At 68.6% G+C, this 21,718-nt stretch carries 21 protein-coding genes; 7 read left to right on the top strand and 14 right to left on the bottom strand.

The genetic code is table 11. The annotated features are described in order from the left end of the window. Nucleotides 1-40 precede the first annotated feature (40 nt). On the top strand, nucleotides 41-418 hold the full coding sequence (locus H4W81_RS40090; RefSeq protein WP_192779565.1) for a hypothetical protein: 378 nt from the start codon (nucleotides 41-43) through the stop codon (nucleotides 416-418). Between the two features lie 130 nt (nucleotides 419-548). On the opposite strand, the gene H4W81_RS40085 is transcribed toward H4W81_RS40090, so the two are convergent. The 6 genes from H4W81_RS40085 to H4W81_RS40060 all read right to left on the bottom strand — a co-directional run bounded on the left by H4W81_RS40085 (nucleotide 549) and on the right by H4W81_RS40060 (nucleotide 8,205). Beyond that, nucleotides 549-1,790: an RNA-guided endonuclease InsQ/TnpB family protein gene (locus tag H4W81_RS40085; protein ID WP_192779564.1), complete on the bottom strand. Its 1,242-nt coding sequence runs from the start codon at nucleotides 1,788-1,790 to the stop codon at nucleotides 549-551. A 359-nt stretch (nucleotides 1,791-2,149) separates the two neighbouring features. After that, the gene (locus tag H4W81_RS40080) at nucleotides 2,150-3,295 is read right to left on the bottom strand and encodes an acetyl-CoA C-acetyltransferase (protein ID WP_192779563.1); all 1,146 of its coding nucleotides are present in this window, start codon (nucleotides 3,293-3,295) and stop codon (nucleotides 2,150-2,152) included. Between the two features lie 494 nt (nucleotides 3,296-3,789). Next, nucleotides 3,790-4,548, bottom strand: coding sequence for a class F sortase (locus tag H4W81_RS40075; RefSeq protein ID WP_318782361.1), 759 nt, complete (start codon nucleotides 4,546-4,548; stop codon nucleotides 3,790-3,792). A gap of 5 nt (nucleotides 4,549-4,553) precedes the next feature. Next, on the bottom strand, nucleotides 4,554-5,876 hold the full coding sequence (locus H4W81_RS40070; protein WP_192779562.1) for a hypothetical protein: 1,323 nt from the start codon (nucleotides 5,874-5,876) through the stop codon (nucleotides 4,554-4,556). Nucleotides 5,877-6,024: 148 nt separating this feature from the next. Beyond that, on the bottom strand, nucleotides 6,025-6,795 hold the full coding sequence (locus H4W81_RS40065; RefSeq protein ID WP_192779561.1) for a class F sortase: 771 nt from the start codon (nucleotides 6,793-6,795) through the stop codon (nucleotides 6,025-6,027). Between the two features lie 15 nt (nucleotides 6,796-6,810). Then, nucleotides 6,811-8,205, bottom strand: coding sequence for a hypothetical protein (locus H4W81_RS40060; protein WP_192779560.1), 1,395 nt, complete (start codon nucleotides 8,203-8,205; stop codon nucleotides 6,811-6,813). A 555-nt stretch (nucleotides 8,206-8,760) separates the two neighbouring features. Here H4W81_RS40060 and H4W81_RS40055 point away from each other — a divergent pair. Then, nucleotides 8,761-9,906, top strand: coding sequence for an acyl-CoA dehydrogenase family protein (locus H4W81_RS40055; protein WP_192779559.1), 1,146 nt, complete (start codon nucleotides 8,761-8,763; stop codon nucleotides 9,904-9,906). A gap of 15 nt (nucleotides 9,907-9,921) precedes the next feature. Beyond that, entirely contained in the window at nucleotides 9,922-10,086 is a 165-nt protein-coding gene (locus H4W81_RS40050; protein WP_192779558.1) for a hypothetical protein, read from the top strand. On the opposite strand, the gene H4W81_RS40045 is transcribed toward H4W81_RS40050, so the two are convergent. From H4W81_RS40045 to H4W81_RS40035, 3 genes are all read right to left on the bottom strand, one after another. Continuing rightward, complete coding sequence (locus tag H4W81_RS40045) at nucleotides 10,049-10,867, bottom strand: alpha/beta fold hydrolase (protein WP_192779557.1); 819 nt, start codon at nucleotides 10,865-10,867, stop codon at nucleotides 10,049-10,051. The genes H4W81_RS40050 and H4W81_RS40045 overlap by 38 nt on opposite strands. Before the next feature lie 16 nt (nucleotides 10,868-10,883). Beyond that, nucleotides 10,884-13,112: an ATP-binding SpoIIE family protein phosphatase gene (locus tag H4W81_RS40040; RefSeq protein ID WP_192779556.1), complete on the bottom strand. Its 2,229-nt coding sequence runs from the start codon at nucleotides 13,110-13,112 to the stop codon at nucleotides 10,884-10,886. 120 nt (nucleotides 13,113-13,232) lie between these two features. Next, a complete protein-coding gene (locus H4W81_RS40035) occupies nucleotides 13,233-13,937 on the bottom strand; it encodes an iron-dependent transcriptional repressor DtxR (RefSeq protein WP_318782360.1) in 705 nt (234 codons plus the stop codon). A gap of 77 nt (nucleotides 13,938-14,014) precedes the next feature. On the opposite strand from H4W81_RS40035, the gene H4W81_RS40030 reads away from it, so the two are divergent. After that, the gene (locus H4W81_RS40030) at nucleotides 14,015-14,638 is read left to right on the top strand and encodes a UdgX family uracil-DNA binding protein (RefSeq protein WP_192779554.1); all 624 of its coding nucleotides are present in this window, start codon (nucleotides 14,015-14,017) and stop codon (nucleotides 14,636-14,638) included. On the opposite strand, the gene H4W81_RS40025 is transcribed toward H4W81_RS40030, so the two are convergent. After that, entirely contained in the window at nucleotides 14,607-15,839 is a 1,233-nt protein-coding gene (locus H4W81_RS40025; protein ID WP_192779553.1) for an MFS transporter, read from the bottom strand. The genes H4W81_RS40030 and H4W81_RS40025 overlap by 32 nt on opposite strands. 10 nt (nucleotides 15,840-15,849) lie before the next feature. Continuing rightward, nucleotides 15,850-16,491: a pyridoxamine 5'-phosphate oxidase gene (gene pdxH, locus H4W81_RS40020; protein ID WP_192779552.1), complete on the bottom strand. Its 642-nt coding sequence runs from the start codon at nucleotides 16,489-16,491 to the stop codon at nucleotides 15,850-15,852. Between the two features lie 232 nt (nucleotides 16,492-16,723). Here pdxH and H4W81_RS40015 point away from each other — a divergent pair, with 232 nt between their 5' ends. Both H4W81_RS40015 and serC read left to right on the top strand, forming a co-directional pair. Further along, on the top strand, nucleotides 16,724-17,830 hold the full coding sequence (locus H4W81_RS40015; protein WP_192779551.1) for a citrate synthase 2: 1,107 nt from the start codon (nucleotides 16,724-16,726) through the stop codon (nucleotides 17,828-17,830). Nucleotides 17,831-17,964: 134 nt separating this feature from the next. Then, the gene (gene serC, locus H4W81_RS40010) at nucleotides 17,965-19,074 is read left to right on the top strand and encodes a phosphoserine transaminase (RefSeq protein WP_192779550.1); all 1,110 of its coding nucleotides are present in this window, start codon (nucleotides 17,965-17,967) and stop codon (nucleotides 19,072-19,074) included. On the opposite strand, the gene H4W81_RS40005 is transcribed toward serC, so the two are convergent. Next, nucleotides 19,071-19,439: a BlaI/MecI/CopY family transcriptional regulator gene (locus H4W81_RS40005; protein WP_318782359.1), complete on the bottom strand. Its 369-nt coding sequence runs from the start codon at nucleotides 19,437-19,439 to the stop codon at nucleotides 19,071-19,073. The two genes, serC and H4W81_RS40005, sit on opposite strands and share 4 nt — an antisense overlap. Nucleotides 19,440-19,526: 87 nt before the next feature. On the opposite strand from H4W81_RS40005, the gene H4W81_RS40000 reads away from it, so the two are divergent. Further along, nucleotides 19,527-20,135, top strand: coding sequence for a TIGR00645 family protein (locus H4W81_RS40000; protein ID WP_318782358.1), 609 nt, complete (start codon nucleotides 19,527-19,529; stop codon nucleotides 20,133-20,135). A 71-nt stretch (nucleotides 20,136-20,206) separates the two neighbouring features. On the opposite strand, the gene H4W81_RS39995 is transcribed toward H4W81_RS40000, so the two are convergent. Together H4W81_RS39995 and H4W81_RS39990 are read right to left on the bottom strand one after the other, a co-directional pair. After that, nucleotides 20,207-20,830: a rhomboid family intramembrane serine protease gene (locus H4W81_RS39995; RefSeq protein ID WP_192779548.1), complete on the bottom strand. Its 624-nt coding sequence runs from the start codon at nucleotides 20,828-20,830 to the stop codon at nucleotides 20,207-20,209. A gap of 115 nt (nucleotides 20,831-20,945) precedes the next feature. Further along, nucleotides 20,946-21,713 carry a crotonase/enoyl-CoA hydratase family protein gene (locus H4W81_RS39990; protein WP_192779547.1) on the bottom strand — a complete coding sequence of 256 codons (768 nt, stop codon included), beginning with the start codon at nucleotides 21,711-21,713 and terminating at the stop codon, nucleotides 20,946-20,948. Nucleotides 21,714-21,718 lie beyond the last annotated feature (5 nt).

Here is a 21,718-nt window from a genome sequence, read left to right as displayed (position 1 = left end):
TAATGTCCTCCGCGATCCCTTAACGATCTCGGAGGACTCCTTGAAGCTGCGCACCATCGCCGCCGCCCTCGTCCTGGGCGCCGGCGTCCTGGTCGGTACGGCGAGCCCCGCGTCGGCCGCCACCTGTTCGGGTACCCACCTGGACAACTGGCCCATCACGGGCGGCTACATCGCCGTCTACTACAACTCCTCGACCGGCTACAACTGCGCGATGACGTACACCAACAGGCCCGGCGTCTCGCAGTACATCCGGGTGACCCTCTCAGCCATCGGCGGCTCGTCGAGGACGGACGCCCAGTACTACAAGTACTACGCGGGCCCCGTCAGCGTGTACGGCAAGGGCAAGTGCATCGAGGTCTACGGCCAGGTCGGCTACAGCAACCCCGTGGAGGGCTTCGGGCCTGCCTACTGCAGCTGAATTAATCCGTTGCGCGCCGTGCGGCTCCTGCCCTAACGTCTGAGCCATGCGCCTTTACCTTTGACTTCTCCCCGCCATAAATAAATGACGGGGATTCTCCCGCCTCGCGACGGGGAGTTTACTGCTGCCTCTACGCCGCGTGCGCGGTATAGGTTTCGGGCGGGGCCAGGGTCGGGATTGCCTTCCCTGGTCTTACCTGCCCTTCACAGTCGTTTTCGGTGTCCGCCAGCCCGGCGGCCACGTCGTGTGAGAACCTCAGGCGGATGCCTTCGGTGAGGATGTTGAGCGCGGCGGCGATATCGCGGTCGTGGTGTTCGCCACACGATTGACAGTCCCACTCGCGAACGTCCAGAGCGGGTTTCCCGATCTTCCACCCGCAGCACGGGCACAGCTGGGAGGACGGATACCAGCGGCCGATCTCGATGAACTCGCGCCCGTACCGGGCTGCCTTGCCCTCCAGCAGCCGCAGGAACGCCCCCCAGGAGGCGTCGTTCACGCTCTTGGCGAGCATGCCCCGCGCCAGGCCCCGCACGGCCAGCCCTTCCACATGCACCGCTTGGTTCTCACGGAGCAGTGTGGTGCTGGCCTGGTGCAGGAAGTCTCGGCGGGCGTCGGCGACTTTGGCGTGCTGACGCGCGAGCTTGATCCGGGCCTTGGCTCGGTTGGCGCTCCCCTTCTTCTTGCGCGACAGGGCCCGCTGGAGTTTCTTGAGCTTGCGTTCCCGGCGGCGCAGCCACTTCGGGTTCGCGATCTTCTCGCCATAGGACGTGACCGCGTAGTGGGTCAGACCGAGATCGATCCCGGCCTCGGTGTCTGCTTGCGGAAGCGTGTGGGCGTCGTCGTCGAGTTCGACGACGAAGGAGGCGAAATACCTTCCAGCCGCGTCCTTGACAACCGTCACGCTGGAAGGCGGAGCGGGAAGATCGCGCGACCACCGGACCGCGATCTCGCCGATCTTCGCAAGATACAGGGCGCCGCCTGCTCGCACCTTGAAGGCGTTGGTGGTGAACCTGGCCGACTGCCGCTGATCGTGGCGGGACTTGAACACGGGCAGGCCCATCTTCGGGCCCTTCCGTCTGCCCGACACCGACTCGAAGAAGTTCTTGTACGCCACGTCCAGGTCTCGTAGCGACTGCTGCAACGGCACCGGGGACACCTGCCCGAGCCATTCCCGCTCAACGGTCCGCTTCGCGGCGGTGATGCAGATCTTCTGCAACTCGACGCCGCCGATCCGCGTCCGGTCGGCCTTCCAGGCGGCTTTGCGCCGCGCGAGCGCGTCATTCCACACCGCGCGCACACAGCCGAACGTCCGGGCCAGCAGCTCCCGCTGGGGCGCGTCCGGGTACAGCCGGTAGTTGTAGCGCAGCTTCACCGAACACCACCCCCTCGCGACACCGACGTCCCAGAACTCGAACACAGTATCAACGGGTCTCTGACACCGTCAGACGAATACCGGAACGGCAGGCACGCAGTTTCCGTGATGCATGTGCATCGGATCTACGTGACCAAGTACGCAGAGAAACGTGGCAGACGCCGCAGATTCCTCGCCAGATGCCCAAGATGCCGCAGCGGCCCATCGCGCCGCCGCGCCGCATCCCACCCAAGGGCCGCCGACGCGGGCGGCGCTACCCCCTCCCGTGACGAAAAAGCCGCTCTCCGCGAACTGTTCGCGGGGAGCGGCTTCACTCACAGGCTGCGGCATCCTCGGGATGCGCCCATGGCGTGACCCCGTCAGAGGCGCTCGATGATCGTGACGTTGGCCTGGCCGCCGCCCTCGCACATCGTCTGCAGGCCGTAACGGCCGCCGGTGCGCTCGAGCTCGTTCAGCAGCTTGGTCATCAGGATCGCGCCGGTGCCGCCCAGCGGGTGGCCGAGGGCGATCGCGCCGCCGTTCGGATTGACCTTGGCGGGGTCGGCGCCGAGTTCGCGCATCCACGCCAGCGGCACCGGCGCGAACGCCTCGTTGATCTCCGTGACGTCGATGTCGTCGATCGACAGCCCGGCCTTCTTCAGCGCCTTCTGCGTCGCGGGGATCGGCGCCGTGAGCATGTAGACCGGGTCGTCGCCGGTGAGGGCCAGCTGGTGGATGCGGGCGCGCGGCGTGAGCCCGTGGTCGCGGACCGCCTGCTCGGAGGCGATGAGCAGCGCGCCGGAGCCGTCGGAGATCTGCGACGACGTGGCCGCGGTGATGACGCCGTCCTCCTTCAGCGTCTTGAGGCTCGCCATCTTCTCCAGGGTCGTGTCGGGGCGCGGGCCCTCGTCGTCCTCCACGCCGTTCACCGGGACGATCTGGTCCCTGAAGTAGCCGTTCGCGATCGCCTTGGCCGCCCTCTGGTGCGACTCGAAGGCGAACTTCTCCAGCTCCTCGCGGGTGAAGCCCCACTTCTGGCACATCAGCTCGGCGCCGCGGAACTGGGAGATCTCCTGCTTGCCGTACCGCTCGACCCACATCTCGCCGAACGGGAACGGCATGCCCTTCTCCAGGGCGGCCGTGATCGACGAGCCCATCGGGACGATGCTCATCGACTCGACGCCCGCGGCCACGACCAGGTCCTGGGTGCCGGACAGCACGCCCTGTGCGGCGAAGTGGATCGACTGCTGGGAAGAGCCGCACTGACGGTCGATCGTGACGCCCGCGGTCGTCTCGGGCAGGCCCGCGCTCAGCCAGGCGTTGCGCGCGATGTCCATGCTCTGGGGGCCGAACTGCATGACGCAGCCCATGATGACGTCCTCGACCGCCGCTGGGTCCACGCCGGTCCTGTCCATGAGCGCCTTGAGCGTGCGCGCGGCCAGGTCGGTGGGGTGGACGGTGGAAAGGCCGCCCTTCTTCTTACCGACGGGGGTACGGACCGCCCCGACGATGTATGCCTCTGCCACAGTGCCTCCCGGGTCAAAACCGAGCAACATTCGGTCAGTGAGAGGTTACAACAGAATGTTCCTCTGTGCCTGTGACAGTCGCCTCACCGCGTCGTCGCCGCGGGCCTCTCCCCGCCCATTCCGTCCGGCTCCCGCCGGTCTGCCCGTACGGCTCCCGCCCACCTTCCCGTACGGCTCCCGCCCACCTTCCCGTACGGCTCCCGCCCACCTTCCCGTACGGCTCCCGCCCACCTTCCCGTACGGCTCCCGCCCACCTTCCCGTACGGCTGCCGCCGGGCTGAGGCCACCGTGGGATGCCGGTTGCCGCCCGTCCATCACGCGTCCTCCAGCACGACTTCGGTTCCCGCCGTCACGTCGCCCCTTGAGACGGGCGACGTGACGGCGCCCGGCCGGAGTCGTGCTGGAGCGGCGTGATGGACGGGCGGTCAGGAGTGACCGCGGTGGGCTGGGGTGGGCTTGCCGTACGGGGAGGAACTGAGCCGCGGCGCGGCGGATCAGGAGCGGTGCGAGCCGGTCATCGTCGCGTAGACGATGATGTTGTCGGTGTAGTGCCCCGTGCTGCGGTTGTAGACGCCGCCGCAGGTGATCAGGTGCAGCTGGGCGTTGTCCTGGTCCCCGTACACCCGCTGGGTCGGGAACGTCGCCTTGCCCGCCTGCTCGACCCCGCCCACGGTGAACACCGCGGTGGTGCCGTCGCGCCGCTTCACCTCGATGACGTCGCCGTTGCGGATCTCGCCGAGCCGGCTGAACACCGCGCTTCGCGTCCGGGTGTCCTTGTGCCCCAGCATCACGGCGGGGCCCGCCTCGCCGGCCGTGGAGCCGTGCCGGTACCAGCCGACCAGGTTCGGGTTGTCGATCGGCGGGGTCTCGATCGCGCCCTTCCTGTCCACGCCCACCGACTTGACGGGCGCGTTGATGCCGAGCCGCTTGATGACGACCCTGATCGGGTTCGACGGCTGCATCGGCGGCGCGGGCACCACCTGCGGCAGCGGTGGGGGCGCCGTCGGCGGCGCCTGGAACAGCGCCTGCTTCGGCGCGGCCGACGGCAGCGCGTCCGGCTGGCTCGACAGCGACAGCGACTGCCGCCCCTCCGACAGGCCGTACTCCTCGGGGTTGAGCAGCATGAACACCAACCCCACGACCACGGTCAACACCCCGGCCACCGCGGCGAGGATCAGCGTGGACCGCAGCATCCTGCTGCCACGATCGTCATAGGGGCCGGGGTACTGCGGGTCGGGGTACTGCGCGGACACGGGGGTCAACCTCTGGAGAGGGTACGGCGACGCAGAACCAACCCACCGGCCGCGGCGGCGAGCACGATCAGCGAACCGGTGAGCACGAACATCCGCCCATCAGGCCCCATGTCCCCGCCACCACCGGTCTCGGCAGCACCCTTGGGCGTCTTGGTCACCTTGCCGTTACCGGCGCCGACGGGGGTCTGGGTGACGGTCGCGGTAACGGTCCGAGTGGGCTTGGGGCCGGTAGTGGTCGCAGAGGGCGAAGGCGAAGGCGACGGAGAGGTGCTCCCAGCGGTCACCTGGTACGTCCAGGCCTTGAGCTCGGTGGCGTTCTGCAAGGCGCACTCGATCGTCGAGGTGGTCGCAGCGGTGCCGATGGTGAAGTTACCCGGCTTCAGGCTCGCGGTGCCGACCGTGGTGGCCTTCGCCTTGAGCGTCACGCTCGGGAGCGTGATGTCCGCACCCGTGGTGGTGCCGGCGGATATGGCGCCTTCTCCGGTGAGAGTCGCCGACAACCCAGCGCCGCTGCCCGTGAAGCTCATGAAGAGCTTGTTGGTCCCAGTGAGGCCCGCCGCGGGAACCTTCAGCTTCTCTGCGTCGTCCTGGTTGGTCAGCCGCCAGGTGAGCGTGATCTCCTCGTTCGTCCTGGCGCTGGTCGGAGGAGTGAGCTCGAGCTTGATCTCGGGGTAGACGGGGTACTCGGTGTCGGTCGTGCTGCCGCTCTTGAGCGTGCAGTTGTACTCAGCGATGTCCGACGTGCCCGTTCCCGTGCCCGTCCCCTGCCCGATGGAGACCTCCATGCTGGAAGTCGAGGTCGTCGAGCATGAATGGACCTCGGTGGTGCTGTCACCCACGGTCAGCTTCAGGCTGCCAGCCTCCGTGGACGGTTTGATGTTGACCTTGCCGCCGGTCGTGCCAGTGACGGTGACGTTGCTGGTCACATCGGCCGTCGGAATGCTGACCTGACCGCTCGTGATGGTCCCGGCCTGCTGACCGACGAGGTCCGTGGCGGTCCCGCCCGTGACCACGAGCTTGCCGCTCACCTTGACCCGGCCTGCCGCCGTCGGGGCCTGCTTCAACGTCAGCTGGGGAATCGTCCACTTGACCGCGAGAGTGCCGCCTGCCGTCACAGGGTCAGGAGCGCTGAACCGGACCGTAAGTGACGACTCGTTGAAGGGCCCCCCGTTGCAGCTGTAGACAACATCCATTGTCTTGTCCACTGCCGCCGCCTCGGCGGGGCCGGCCAGACCGACTACCGACCCGACGAAGAGAGCCAGCGTTCCCGCGAGGCCCAGGGCGGAGGTCTTTAGGGCGAGGCGGCGCCGCGCCTTGGACTTCTGCACTGTCTCTCTCCGTTCCAAACAGCAAAGCGACCAACTGCAACTGGCGTAACAGGATTCCAGTCCTTGGTCACGGTTCGGTAGAGATCCTACGAACTGTCCCTGTGAATCGTCATCAAACTTGAAAAATCAGCCCAAATTTCCCCGCCCGTTACCCCTTCTTCTTGGACAGGGTGGCGTAGACGATGACGTTGTCGTCGTAGTGGCCGTTCGCGCCGACCATCCCACCGCAGGTGATCAACCGCAGCTGGGAGTTCGTCACGTTGCCGTACACGCGCTTGGTCGGGAAGGCCGACTTCTTCACCTGCTCGATCCCGCTCACCGTGAAGCGGGTGACCTTGCCGTCGGTCCGGTAGACGTAGATGAAGTCGCCCTTCGCGAGCTCCTTCAGTCGCCGGAACACCGCCGCGCCGCTCTTGGTGGTGACGTGCCCGTTGATGATCGCCGGGCCCTTCTCGCCGGGAACCGGGCTGAACCGGTACCAGCCGGTCAGGTTCGGCTTGCTCGTCGGCGGGGCCTGAAGCTCGCCCTTGGAGTCGACGGTCACCCCGCCGATCGGCGCGTTCACCTGGATCTTGGGGATGCGGATGCGCGTCGGCTTGGCCTTGACGGTGGTCTTGATCGGCGCCACGACCGCGCCGGCGGGAGCGGGCGGGGGCGCGGAGAGCACGGCGGGCGCCAGCGGCTTGTTGGGCCCGCCAGGACCCACGCTCGGCAGGACGAACGCATTGGCCACGTTGTACATGCCGACGGTCTCCTCGCCCTGTCCAGGCTGGGCCATCGGGACGGACCCGTCGGAGCCGTCGTCCACCGGCGTGATGAAGGCCAGCAGGCCCGCCATGATGGCCGCGACGCCGCCCAGCGACCCGGCGATCAGCAGCCCGGGAAGGGCCTTGTTCAGCAGCGACTTCTGCTCGGTCATGATCCGCCCCTCCCTCTAACGCCGGTTCCCGGCGTGCGTGGCGCGCCGCCGTCTCATTACGACCCCGCCCACCGCGCTCCCGAGGAGCAGCACGGACCCACCGGCCAGCAGCACGTACGGCTGCCGCGAAGCCTCGGGCGCCTCACCGGACGGCACGCCGCCGAAGGGCGTCTTCTTCACCTGCGCCGCGACGTAGTTGGTCGCGGTCGGCCCCGCCGACGGCTTGGGCGTGGCGGTGGGGGTGGTGGTGGCCACGTTGCCGTGAACCATGACGAGCTTGTCGGCCACCGTCTGGTCGTTGTTGTGGTGGTTGTTGTTGTTGCCGCCGTTGTTGTGGCCCGGCTGGCTGGTGGAGGTGCTCGGGGACGGCGTGGGCGTCGTGGGCGTCGGGTTCGGGGTGCTGGGCGTGCCGGACGGCGACGAGCCCGGCTTGTCCTTCACCGTCACCTCGACCGACACCGGAGCGCTCACGATCGTGCACGTGGCCCGGTGGAAGTTCTGGTTGTTCGGGGGAATCTTGGACGTGTCGGTGATCACCCTGAATGCGTCAAGCCACGCCTTCTTCGTGGAGGCGTTTGCGATCTTGATCTTGTGCTCGCCATACGGAAGATCGCGCACCTCCCACAGAGTGTGCCCGCCGTTGTGAACCTCGTTCACCGGGTCGCCGACCGCGTCTCGCGAGGGATCCGCGGTTCCTCGCGCCTCGCCATCAATCTCGATCGAGACCGGGCCGCCCTCATGGTCGCGAGGACCGATGTACTGCACGCCTGTGCCGATGAACTTCAGCTCCGCCCAGGCGTACTGCTTGGTGGTCTCGTGGTAGTCGTTGTGGATGTGCTTCTCGGACCCGGGACGGTTGATGATCGGGGTCCAGTCGCCGAGGCTGTAGTCGATCACATGGCCGTGGGGATTGTCGGTGTCGTTCCCATCGTTGACGTTCGCCTCGCCGCTCGGCGGCGCGAAGTCGACCACGATGTCCTTGGGCTCGATCCTGATCACGCCGGGCTTGTTGAGCAGCCCAGGGTCGGAGATCCCTGCAGGCAGCGGCAGCTCCTTGTCGAGCTGAAGTCCCTGCGTAATTGTGGTCGCACCCGTCGGCTGCAGGATGTTCTGCCAGCTGCCGGAGATCTGGACATTGCCCATGACGTTCATCTGGGCGCCGCCGACGTAGTAGCCGGGCGAGGTGAACCGGCTCGCATCCTTGTAGGCGAGCGACCACTTCAGGTCGAGCGCGCCGCCGACGACGAGGTCCGTCGCGAACGTCAACCGCGTCCGCAGCCGGACCGGCGCGTACTTCGCGATGCTGGCGGGACCGGTGCCCCTGCACTCGTAGTCGATGACCAGATCAGCCGGGGCCGCCGAGGCGGGAGCCGTCGGCAACAGTACGCAGGCGGCTGCGGCCAGCCCCACCGATCCGGCTGCTAAAGCGCTGCGCCACCGACCCACGGCACACTCCGATCTCCCATAAACCAAGAGGAGATCTTAAGCTTTCAACCACCTGCTACACAGGAGAAACGGCGCGACTACCGACACTTGTGATGAACCCGTGTCCCAGTGCCCCACTGCCTGCTGATCAGCATCGACCCGCCCGCGCACTCGAGGAACCCCTTCGCGCACGCGATGCGTCAAGGACGAAGGGCGTGAGCAGGCAACCTTGGCCTCGCCTGCGGTCTGGTGCACGTTCCCCCGCGCGGGCGGGCCGGTGTCGAGGTCAAGACACCGCGAACGCTCGCTCCCGCCGACGTGCACACCACCCAGTCGCGGACCGGCGCGGCCGGCTCCAACGCGCGACCCTGGCTCGATCATCGAGAACAGCCAGCGGCATCAGAAGGTCAACGTCTGTTCCTTGTCCAGGAGATCGTCCGGTGCGCGACCCACCGTAGAGACCGGCTCCGACAGTTTCCGCCTGCCGGGCCAATCAACAGAATTGTATTCTGTTGCCGTACCCCAGCATGGAGGCGACTGATGCAGCGAGACCTCTTCGAGGAGGAGCACCTGCTCTTCCGGGAGACCGTCCGAGAGTTCATGGCCCGCGAGGTCCTCCCCCACCACGCCCAGTGGGAGAAGGACGGCATAGTCCCGAGGGAGGTCTGGAAGAAGGCGGGCGAGGTCGGCATGTTCGGCTTCTCCGTGCCAGAGGAGTACGGCGGCGCCGGCATCACCGACTTCCGCTACAACGCGGTGATCGTCGAGGAGATCACCAGATCCGGCGCGTCGGGCCTGGGCTTCTCGCTGCACAACGACGTGATGGCGCCGTACCTCGTCGACCTCACCGACGACGAGCAGAAGCAGCGCTGGCTGCCCGGGTTCGTCACCGGCGAGCTGATCACCGCGATCGCCATGACGGAGCCGGGAGCCGGCAGCGACCTGCAGGGCATCAGGACCACCGCGGTGCGCGAGGGCGATCACTACGTGGTCAACGGCCAGAAGACGTTCATCACCAACGGCATCAACGCCGACCTCGTCGTGGTGGTGGCCAAGACCGACCCCGCGGCGGGGGCGAGGGGCACGACGCTGCTCGTCGTCGAGCGCGGCAAGGAGGGCTTCGCCAGGGGCCGGAACCTCGAGAAGATCGGCATGAAGGCGCAGGACACGGCCGAGCTGTTCTTCGAGAACGTCCGGGTGCCGGTGGCCAACAGGCTGGGCGCCGAGGACGGCCAGGGCTTCTTCCAGCTCATGAACAACCTGCCGCAGGAGCGCATGTCGATCGCGGTCGCGGCGGTCGCGGCGGCGGAGGCGGTGCTGGAGGAGACGATCGAGTACTGCAAGACCCGCCAGGCGTTCGGGCGCAACCTCGGCAGCTTCCAGAACACCAGGTTCGTGCTCGCCGAGCTCGCCACCGAGACCGAGATCGCCCGTCACTACGTCGACAAGTGCGTCGTCGCGCTCAACGCCAAGCAGCTGTCGGTCGTCGACGCGGCCAAGGCCAAGTGGTGGACCACCGAGCTGCAGAACAAGGTGATCGACCGCTGCCTGCAACTGCACGGCGGCTACGGCTACATGATGGAGTACCCGGTCGCCAAGGCCTGGGTGGACAGCAGGGTCCAGACGATCTACGGGGGCACCACGGAGATCATGAAGGAGATTATCGGCCGCTCCTTCGGCTTCTAGCCCATACTGGTCCATATGGACGGCGGCCTCATCCTCCTGGTCTTCCTGGCGTTGCTGTTCGCCTGGGCGCTCAACCGCGTGCGCAGTGCGCTGCGCCTCGGACCTGTCGGCTACGTCGGCGTGGTCGTCGTCTTCGTCATCGTCATGCTGGCGATCTGGGGTCAGACCCTTCGAGGATGACCCCGGCGACCAGCTCGGGATCGTCGCTCATGGGCACGTGCCCGCAGTCCGTGAGCAGCTTCACCCGCTGACCTGACCAGCGGGCCGCGCGGACGGCCTGCCGCCGGAGCAGCAGCCGGTCATGGGCGCCCCAGGCGATCGTGATCGGCGATTTCGGCGGCGCGGGCGGCAGCATCCCGGTGAAGGAGTCGAGCGTCTCGTCGAACCCGGACGAGGTGGCGAGGGCCTCGGTGGCGGCGGCCAGGGCGACGGAGCCGAGCCGTGAGGGGTGGGCGACGAGCAGGCCCGCCCCGAGGAACGTCACGGGTTCGGCGGCCAGCAGCCGCGACAGCGCCCCCGCTACGGCGGTCTCGGACTGGGCAGTCGCTTGGACGCGGCTCACGGCCGAGGCGCGCATGGCCCGCAGGACGCCCTGGCACCAGAGCAGCTCCGTCCTCGACCAGAACCCGGCCGGGGAGATCGCGGTGGCCGTACGGACCACACCGCGGGAGGCCAGCTCCAGCGCGATGTACCCGCCCAGAGAGTTCCCCGCCACGTGCGGCTCCCGCACGTCGAGCATGGCGCAGAACGACTCCACCGCATCGGCCAGCGACTCGGCCGTGTACGGCGTGCCCGCGGGCAACCCGGGTGACCTCCCGAACCCCGGCAGGTCGACGGCGATCACGTCACGCGAGGCGGCGAGGCGGTCCATGACCGGCAACCACGCCTGCCAGTGATGGCCGATGCCGTGCACGAGGATCAGCGGCGGGCCGCTACCACGCCGCTCGAAGGCCAGCTCCATGTCATCGAGTCAACCACTACCTGCTACGGGTGGGAATCTCGAACCAGACCGCTTTGCCTTCCTTGGTGGGTCGGGACCCCCAGCGCTTGGCGAGCTGGTCGACCAGGTAGAGCCCGCGGCCGCCCTCGTCGTTCTCCCCGGCGCTGCGGATGCGCGGCAGGCGCAGGTCCTGGTCGAACACCTCGACCCAGACCGACTCCTCGCCCCTGCGCAGCCTGAGCGTGAACTCCTTGTCGCCGACAAGCTCCTCCTCGAAGCCCGGCACGTCCCACGACTCCTCGAACGGCAGCGGCGGCCCCTCCACGACCAGCTCCCTGCGCGGGATGCTCGCGGTGGCGGCGTGCAGGACCACGTTCGTGACCACCTCGGAGACCAGCAGGCAGGCCAGCTCGGCGCGCTCGTCGGGCACGTTCCATCCGGCGAAGGCCTCACCGGCCATGCGCCTGGCCTCGCCCACCATGATCGGCTGGGCGGGGAAGGTCCGCTCCTCGACGTCGAGGTCGGCGGGGCTGGCTCGCAGCACCAGGATCGCCATGTCGTCGTCGATCTCGCCGGGCACCGCGCGGGTGGCGGTGTCGGCGATGCGCTCGACGTTCTCCTTGGTGCAGGCGGCCAGCTTCTCCTGCAGGATGGCCAGCGTCTCCTCGTCGGAGGGCATCCTGCCGCCGAAGTCGCGGCTCGGCCGCCGGTCGACGAGACCGTCGGTGTAGAGGACCAGCGCGGCGCCCGGCGGCAGCGTGCGGGTCTCCTCCTTGTAGACCAGGTCGGCGTGCATGCCCTTGGCGCGGACGCCGAGAGGCTGGCCGACCTCCTCGATGCTCATCTCCAGGCACTGGCCGTCGTGCAGCAGCAGCGGCGGCGCGTGCCCGGCGTTGGCGAAGGACAGCTGGCGCGACCAGGCGTCGTAGACGAGGTACTGGCAGGTGACGATGGGCGGCACGCTGATGTCGGCGCCCGACTCGTCCTGCTCGGGCGTGGCGATGATGCGCGTCCACTCGTCGAGCCTGGCCAGGATGTCGGCGGGCGGCTTGTCGTCCTGGGCGAAGGCGCGCAGGGCGGCGCGCAGCTGCCCCATGATGGCCGCCGCCTTGGCGCCGCGGCCCTCGACGTCGCCGATCACGATGCCGACCCGGCCCGCCGACAGCGGGATCACGTCGTACCAGTCGCCGCCGACCTGGGTCTGGATGCCCTGGCCGTGGGAGGCCAGCGGGGCCGCGGGGTAGTAGCGGACCGCGATGTCGAGGCCGTCGAGCGCGGGCAGCGCCCGCGGCAGCAGGTGCTTCTGGAAGGACTCGGCGGTGTGCCGCTCCTCCTCGAACAGCAGCGCGTTGTCGACGGCGAGCGCGACGCGGGTGGCGATGGCGCCGACGAAGTCGCGGTCGAAGGCGTCGTAGTGGGGGCTGCGCCGGTCGGTGAGGTTGGACAGGCCGAGGTACATCAGGCCGAGAGTCTCGCCGCGCACGCTCAGCGGCGCGACCACCGCGGAGGTCATGCCGATCTCGCCGCACAGGCGGGCGCTGCCCTCGTGGGGGCTCGGGAAGTTACTGGAGGAGAAGTCTTCCACCAGGATCGTCTCCTGGCGGCGCATCGCGGTGTCGGCGTAGTGGCCCGCCGGGTAGCGGATCTCGGCGCCCACCGGCTTCCACGTGTCGGGCGGCGGGCTCCAGCCCTGCACGTGCTGGGAGACCCTGCGCACGAGCCGCTCGCCCTCCATCAGCTCGATGAAGCAGTGGTCGGCGAACTGCGGCACCAGCATCTCGGCGACCCGCTTGAGCGTCTCCTCGACGTAGAGGGAGCCCGCCAGCCGCTCACCGATGCGTTCGAGCAGGCCGAAGCGGTCCTTCTCGCGCTCGTTGCTGCGCATGGCCTCGCGGGCGGTGATGACGATGCCCGTCACCGACCCCGAGTCGTGGCGCAGCGGCACGGCCTGGGCCCTGACGTAGATCATGGTGCCGTCGCCGCGCTTGACGTCGAAGGTGCCCTCCCACACGCCGCCCTTGAGCACATGCTTGGCCAGCTCGACGGCGAGCGGGTGGTCCTTCTCCATGATCCCGAGCGAGAGGACGGAGCCCTCCCGCACCGAGCCCTTGCCCTGGCGCCCGAACAGCTTCTCGGCGAACGGGTTCCAGTACAGGAGGTTGCTGAAGCGATCCGTCACCACGACGGCCATCTCCGCGTGGTCGAGAACCGCCGACGCCGACAAGAAATCGACCGCTTCCTGAGACAAATCCCCCCAACGCTTCATCCGGAGACCACTCCTCGGGGAGGCATGTGCGCAAAGCGAACCACGGGCGCTCCTGCAACAGTCGTGTCCGGGGAGTGGAGGGACTCCCATCTGGGATGCAACCAGGCAGCAGCGCCGTCGTCAGCGCTTGGAGACGAATACGTGCGCGGCGATCTCACGCGGGAGCTCCGCGGGAGTTTCTGTCGCGTCGTTATCACCTGTCACCCGCACACCGTCGTCGCTCGCCGCGAGCGTCACCTCGCGTCCGGGTTGTATCCCAACTTGCTTGAGTTTAAGCATCACAGCGGGATCGCTTTGCACTTGTTCGCTAATTCGACGCACGACAACGGGTACATCTCTGGGTCCTGCGAGGTCAGCCATGCACGGGAGGGTCTGCCACGCGTCACCCTGTGGCCCCTGCGCGCCGAGCTCCTCAAGACCTGGGATGGGGTTGCCATGGGGATCGACGGTCGGGTTGTCGAGCAGCTTCACCAGCCGCTCCTCCACCGACTCCGACATCACGTGCTCCCAGCGGCAGGCCTCGTTGTGCACCTCCTCCCACGGCAGGCCGATGACCTGGGTCAGCAGGCATTCGGCGAGGCGATGTTTGCGCATGACGCGCGTGGCGAGGGTGCGGCCGAGATCGGTCATCGCCAGATGGCGGTCGCCCTCCACCCTGACCAGCCCGTCGCGCTCCATGCGCGCCACGGTCTGGCTGACGGTGGGACCACTCTGCTGGAGCCGCTCCGCGATGCGCGCACGAAGGGGAACGATCCCCTCTTCCTCGAGTTCGTAGATCGTACGGAGGTACATCTCCGTCGTGTCGATCAAGCCGTGTGCGGTCAAGGCTCCTCCCGTCCTGAATGCTACGCCGGTCATGGGGCACAGAAGCCACAGAAACCCTAGTGGGAGAACGACCGACGATGGCATTGGACGGAAACACCGGAGCGGCTCGGTTCCTTCCCGAGCGGCTCACCCTGCCCGAGCTGCGGCGCGCCGCGGCTCACTGCGAGGGTTGCGATCTCTATCGCGACGCAACCCAGACCGTGTTCGGCGAGGGCCCGCCTGACGCCCGCTTCCTGATCGTCGGGGAGCAGCCCGGCGACCAGGAGGACCGCAAGGGCGCCCCGTTCGTGGGGCCCGCCGGCCGCATCCTGGACAAGGGGCTCGAGGAGGCCGGCATCAACAGGGAGGAGGTCTACGTCACCAACGCGGTGAAGCACTTCTCCTTCACGCTCAAGGGCAAGCGCAGGATCCACCAGAAGCCGACCGTCGCCGAGATCGAGGCCTGCCAGCCGTGGCTGAACGCCGAGCTCGCCCTGCTGAAGCCGGAGATGGTCGTGGTGCTCGGGGCGACGGCGGCGCGCGCCCTGCTGGGCGCGGCCTTCAGGGTCACCCAGCGCCGCGGCGAGGTGCTGGAGCTGGGCGAGGCGCTGGCCGTGGCGACCATCCACCCGTCGGCGATCCTGCGCGCCCCCGACCGCGACGAGACCTATCAGGGGTTCCTGTCCGACCTCAAGCTCGCCCGCCGCTCCTGTAGTTCCTGAAAGCCGGTACGGCGAGCCCGACCAGGAGGACGGCGACGGCGCAGGCGAGCCCGCCGCCCACCCACGCGCCCGACATCCCGACGGCCGTGGCGGTGGCTCCGGCACGCAGGTCGCCGAGGCGCGGCCCGCCCGCGACCACCACCATGAAGACGCCCTGCATCCGCCCGCGCATCTCGTCGGGCGCGTACAGCTGCAGGATCGACTGCCGCCAGACGGAGGAGACCACGTCGGCCACGCCGCCGACGGCCATGAACGCGACCACGAGCCACAGCTCGTGCGCCATTCCGGCGGCGGCCACCGCCAGGCCCCAGATCGCGATGACGACCACGAGGGCGACGCCCTGCCGCCTGACCCTGCCGACCCAGCCGGAGAACAGCGCGCCCGCCACCGAGCCGATCGCCATGGAGGAGACCAGCCAGCCCAGAGCCGTCATCGAGCCGCCGAAGCGCTCGGCGACCAGTTCAGGGAAGAGCGCCCTCGGCAGCGCGAAGACCATCGCGATGATGTCAACGACGAACGACATGAGCAGGACAGGACTGCCCATGATGAAGCGCAGCCCCTCCAGCACGGCCTTCGCTCCAGGACGGACCACCTCGCCGAGCGGCTGGAGCGCGGGCAGCCGGAGCGCGGCGTAGAGGCTCGCGGTGAACAGCACCGCGTCGACGGCGTAGGCGGCGCCGAACCCGCCGTTGGCGAGCACGACGCCGCCGAGCATCGGGCCGAAGACCGCGCCGATGCTGAAGACCAGCGAGTTGAGCGCGTTGGCGGCGGGCACTAGTTCGGGGGTGAGCAGCCTGGGGATGATCGCGCCTCTGGTGGAGGAGCTGATCGCGAAACCCGCCGCGCCCAGCGCGACGGCGGCGAGGAGGACGTGGACGTTGCCGAGCCCGACGAGCGCCTGGCCCAGGAGAATGATCGTGCCCGCCCACGCGACCACGCAGCCGACGACCAGCAGTTTGCGCCGGTCCATGGCGTCGGCGACCGCGCCGCCCCACAGCCCGAAGACCACCAGCGGGATCAGGTTGGCCAGCCCCAGCATGCCGACCCAGAAGGAGGAGTGGGTGAGGTCCCATACCTGCTGGCTGACCGCTACCACGGTCATTCCGAGGCCCACGTGCGAGACGGCCTGTCCGGTCCACAGGCGCCGGTAGGCGGCTACGCGCAGCGGCCGCGTGTCGACAACGAAATCCCCCAAAGCCATTCAAGGCACATTAGGGGGCAAGTCTCTCCAGGACCCAACCAGGGTGAACACGCCGGTAGCGCAGCCTGTCGTGCATGCGCTCCAGCTGGCCCTGCCAGAACTCCACCTCCGTGGGCAGCACGCGGAAACCGCCCCAGAAGTCGGGGACCGGCGGGTTCTCGGGCCACCGGGCGGCCAGCTCGGCGTAACGGGCGTCGAGCTCCTCCCTCGATCGCACGACGGCGGACTGGCGCGAGGCCCAGGCGGCGATGCGGGAGCCGTACGGCCTGGAGTTGAAGTAGGCGGCGGACTCCTCGTGCGACAGCCGGACCACGCCGCCCTCGACGCGGACCTGGCGGCGGATCGGATGCCAGGGGAACAGCAGCGAGGCACGGGCGTTCTCGGCGAGGTCACGGCCCTTGCGCGACTCGTAGTTGGTGAAGAAGACGAAGCCGTGCTGGTCGTAGCCCTTGAGCAGCACGGTGCGCGCGCTCGGCCGGCCGCCCGCCGACGCGGTGGCGACCACCATGGCGTTCGGTTCGGGCAGTCCTGCCTCCACCGCCTCCTGGAACCACCGGGTGAATTGCGTGATCGGATCGGCCGCGACGTCGGTTTCGAGCAACGGCTTGCCCTCATAGGTACGGCGGAGCCCCGCCAGCGATGTGGCATCCACGAGAAGGTATTCTTGCGCGCTTGGTGGCGATCCCACGCATTGCCCCCTACCAGCGGTGATGACGTTTCGGCGTGCCCGAAGACGAAGCACGCTCACGTAGGGGGTTAAATTGACCCGCCGGTATCTCGACATCAACAGAAGCGGACGAGCTCCGGGGATGCGAACACGCTCCGAGGCGGCCGCGACCATGAGTACGGATTGCCCACACGGCAAGAAAGGGAGGCGGCCGAGAATGTCCGACTTCAAACCCGGCCTCGAAGGCGTTGTGGCTTTCGAGACCGAGATCGCCGAACCGGACAAAGAGGGGGGCGCCCTTCGCTACCGGGGCGTCGACATCGAAGATCTGGTCGGCCGTGTCCCCTTCGGGCACGTCTGGGGTCTGCTCGTCGACAACAAGTTCCAGCCCGGTCTCCCGCCGGCTGAGCCGTACCCCATCCCTGTCCACTCCGGTGACATCCGCGTGGACGTGCAGAGCGCGCTGGCCATGCTGGCTCCGGCCTACGGCTTCAAGGCTCTGCTCGACATCGACGACGCGCAGGCTCGTGACGACCTCGCGCGCGCGTCGGTGATGGCCCTGTCGTTCGTGGCCCAGTCGGCGCGTGGCCTCGGCCTGCCGATGGTGCCGCAGAGCAGGGTCGACGAGGCCCAGTCCATCACCGAGCGGTTCATGGTCCGCTGGCGCGGCGAGCCCGACCCCAAGCACGTCAAGGCCATCGACGCCTACTGGACCTCCGCCGCCGAGCACGGCATGAACGCCTCCACGTTCACCGCCCGTGTCATCGCCTCCACCGGCGCCGACGTGGCCGCCGCGCTGTCCGGCGCGGTCGGTGCGATGTCGGGCCCGCTGCACGGTGGCGCTCCCGCCCGCGTGCTGCACATGATCGAGGGTGTCGAGAAGCTCGGCGACGCCAAGAAGTACGTCCAGAGCGAGCTCGACGCCGGCAACCGCCTCATGGGGTTCGGTCACCGCGTCTACCGCGCCGAGGACCCGCGCGCCCGCGTGCTGCGCCGCACCGCCAAGGAGCTCGACGCTCCCCGGTACGAGGTGGCCGCAGCGCTGGAGAAGGCCGCTCTCGAGGAGCTGCACGCGCGCAAGCCCGACCGGGTGCTGGCCACCAACGTGGAGTACTGGGCCGCCGTGGTCCTCGACTTCGCCGAGGTTCCCTCCCACATGTTCACCTCGATGTTCACCTGCGCCCGCACGGCCGGCTGGGCCGCGCACATCCTGGAGCAGAAGCGCACGGGCAGGCTGGTCCGCCCCAGCGCGAACTACGTGGGCCCCGCCACGCGTCCGCTGAGCGACGTTCCGGGCGCCGACGAGGTCGTCGGCACCATCTGACACCTCTTGGTAACGGCCCGCTGAGATCCGGCGGGCCGTTTCTCGTTCCCTTGGGGAGCAACGCCCCCAAGGCCGTGAATCTCACATGCGGACCCGGGACAAGCCACGCGAGACGGCTCAGTAGGCTTGGGCAGGTGGCTGACATCGTGATTCCCGCTGACATCAAGCCCGCCGACGGCCGCTTCGGCTGCGGGCCCTCGAAGGTCCGACCCGAGCAGCTGTCCGCGCTCGCCTCCTCAGGAGCGAGCGTGATGGGCACCTCCCATCGACAGAAGCCGGTCAAGAACCTGGTCGGCAGGGTCCGCTCCGGTCTCGCCGACCTGTTCTCGCTGCCCGAGGGCTACCAGGTCGTGCTCGGCAACGGCGGCACCACCGCGTTCTGGGACATCGCCGCCTTCGGGCTGGTGCGCGAGAAGTCGCAGCACCTGTCCTTCGGCGAGTTCTCGTCCAAGTTCGGCGCGGTCGTCAGCAAGGCGCCGTGGCTGGCCGACCCGACGATCATCAAGTCGGAGGTCGGCACCCACCCGGCGGCCGTGGCAGAGGAGGGCGTCGATGTCTACGCCCTCACCCACAACGAGACCTCGACCGGCGTCGCGATGCCGATCAGGCGGGTGGGCGGCGACGACGCGCTCGTCCTGGTCGACGCCACCTCGGGCGCCGGCGGCCTGCCCGTCGACATCGCCGAGACCGACGTCTACTACTTCGCCCCGCAGAAGAGCTTCGCCTCCGACGGCGGCCTGTGGATCGCGATCATGTCGCCGCGCGCGCTGGCCCGCGTCGAGGAGATCGCCGCGTCGGGCCGCTACGTGCCCGAGTTCTTCAGCCTGCCGATCGCGATCGACAACTCGGGCAAGGACCAGACCTACAACACCCCGTCGGTGGCGACGCTGTTCCTGCTGGCCGACCAGCTCGACTGGATGAACGGCAACGGCGGCCTCGCGTGGACCACCGCGCGCACCGCCGACTCCTCGCAGCGCCTCTACACCTGGGCCGAGAAGTCCTCGTTCGCCACGCCGTTCGCCGCCCCCGAGTTCCGCTCGCAGGTCGTCGGCACGATCGACTTCACCGACGCCGTCGACGCCGCCGCGGTGGCCAAGGTGCTGCGCGCCAACGGCATCGTCGACACCGAGCCCTACCGCAAGCTCGGCCGCAACCAGCTGCGCATCGCGATGTTCCCGGCGATCGAGCCCTCCGACGTCGAGGCGCTGACCACCTGCGTCGACTACGTGGTCGAGCGCCTCTAGCCGTCCTTCGCCCGGCGGGTCAGCTCGTCGAGCAACGCGAGCGCGTCCTCCAGCTCGACGCTCTGCGCGAACCTGGCCAGCACCGGCACTCTGTCGGTGCTGGCGGCGAGCGCCTCGAGCATCAGCTGGGTGACGTGCTCGTCTCGTGTGCGGGCCGCCGAGTAGCGGAAGGCGTTGCGGTACGGCCTGCGGGTCAGCAGCCCCTTGCGCAGCAGCCGCTCGGCCACCGTCTGCACGGTCGTGTACGCCAGCGGCCGGTCGGAACCCTCGTTGAGCGCGGCGAGCAGCTCGCGCACGAGCAGGGGGCGGCCGGAATCCCAGAGGACGTCCATGATCGCGCGTTCCAGGGACCCGAGGTTTGCCACGATCACCTCTCAAAGTCGGCAACATTGTTCCCCAAATCGGTCGACGCTGCCAGAGATCGGCCGACCACTGCGACAGGAGTGACACGAGTGACGTCCACCTTGGAGGAGCGTGCGGTACGCCGGCGGGGGCTCGGGTACGTGATGTTCGCCAGCCGGTGGCTGCAGGCGCCGCTGTACCTGGGGCTGATCGTGGCCCAGGGCGTCTACGTGTGGCAGTTCATGGTCGAGCTGTGGCACCTGATCCAGACGGTCTTCACCGGGCACGTGAGCGAGGCGACGATCAAGGCCTTCGGCGGCACCGGCTCCCTGCCGGGGCCCGAGGTGATCGTCATGCTGGCGGTGCTCGGGCTCATCGACGTCGTGATGATCTCCAACCTGCTGATCATGGTGATCGTCGGCGGCTACGAGACCTTCGTCTCGCGCATCGACCTCAAGGACCACCCCGACGAGCCCGAGTGGCTCTCGCATGTCAACGCCAACGTGCTCAAGGTGAAGCTGGGCACCGCGATCATCGGCATCTCCTCGGTGCACCTGCTGCAGACCTTCATCAGGGCCAGGGAGACGCCGACGCAGGCGATGCTGTGGCAGACGCTCATCCATCTGGCCTTCGTGGCGTCCGCGATCGGCCTGGCCTTCATCGACAGGCTGCTGTCGTCGTCACCCGCCGAGCGCACCCACGCGCCCGCCGTCCACTGACGCGTGGGCGCCGCTGAGCCGTCCGCTGAGGGCCCGGGAGCCGGGCCCTGTCCTTCGGGGAAGCGGGGAGCTCAGTAGGCCGGGTACGTCGGCGTGGCCAGCCGCTTACGGCGTAGCACCCACGCGGCCACCACACCGCCGATGAGACCGAACAGGTGGCCCTGCCACGAGATGCCCTCCTGGGTGGGCAGCAGGCCCCAGATCAGCGAGTAGTAGGCCACGGCCACCCCGAGACCCACCAGGATGTCGAGCGCGCGCCGGTCGAACAGGCCGCGCGCCACCACGAAGCCGAAGTAGCCGAAGACGAGGCCGCTCGCGCCCACGGTGGCGATGCCGGGAAGCGTGGCGAACCAGGTGCCGACGCCGCCGACCACCATGATGATCAAGGTCGCCCACAGGAACTTGCCGATTCCGCGGAAGGCGGCGAGGAAGCCGAGGACGAGCAGCGGCAGCGAGTTGGCCATCAGGTGTTCGAAGTTGGCGTGCAGGAAGGGCGCGAAGAGGATTCCGATCAGCCCGTCGGGCGACCAGGAGATGATGCCGAGCTCGGCGTCGAGGTCGCCAGGGGTGACGTAGTCGAAGACCTCGACGGCCCACATGGCCACCACCATGCCCCCCACCAGGAGCAGCGCGCCGAGCGCACCCTGCAGCAGGCCGCCCGCGCCACGCTTGACCGACTCGTAGGGGGAACTCATGGGCTCTCCTGCCGCCGAAGGTGGACCGTCTCCTTTTACGGTAATGCGGGGTTTCCCCTCCTCGGCGTAAAGAAACAGGCTCCTCCCGAGATCGGGAGGAGCCTGACGAGTGGGGCTACTCGCCCCGCCACTGGGGAGCGCGCTTCTCGGCGAAGGCCGCCGCGCCCTCCATCGCGTCCTTGGAGCCGAAGACCGGGTTGATGATCGGCCCCTGCTTCCTGAACATCTCCTCGATCGACCAGTCGGCCGACTCGATGATCACCTTCTTGGTCGCCGCGAGCGCCAGCGGGGCGTTCGCCGCGATCCTGCGCGCCAGTTCGAGCGCGCCGGCGAGCGCCTCGCCGGGTTCGGTGATCCGATTGACCAGACCCAGCTCGTACAGCCTGGAGGCCGGGTAGTGGTCACCGGTCAGGGCGATCTCCATGGCCACGTGGTACGGGATCCTGCGCGGCAGGCGCATGATGCCGCCCGCGCCCGCCACCAGGCCGCGCTTGGGCTCGGGAAGGCCGAACTTCGACTCCGCCGACGCCACGATCAGGTCGCACGACAGCGCCAGTTCGAAGCCGCCCGCGAGGGCGTAGCCCTCCACCGCCGCGATCAGCGGCTTCTTGGGCGGCGCCTCCGCGATGCCGCCGAAGCCCCTGCCCTCGATGACGGGGAAGTCGCCGGCCAGGAAGGCCTTCAGGTCCATGCCCGCGGAGAACGTGCCTCCCGCGCCGGTCAGGACGTAGGCCGAGACATCGGTGCGGGAGTCCAGGGAGTCCAGCGCCGCGGCGATCCCTCGCGCGACGGCGCCGTTCACGGCGTTGCGAGCCGACGGGCGGTTGATCGTGATCACCGCGACGCCGTCGGACTCCTCGATCAGAACCTCTTCTGCGGACACGCGCA

The sequence above is a fragment of the Nonomuraea africana genome (genome assembly GCF_014873535.1).
Lineage (GTDB): Bacteria > Actinomycetota > Actinomycetes > Streptosporangiales > Streptosporangiaceae > Nonomuraea > Nonomuraea africana.
Note: the sequence above shows the minus strand (reverse complement) of the source record. Positions and strands in the feature narration are given on the sequence as shown.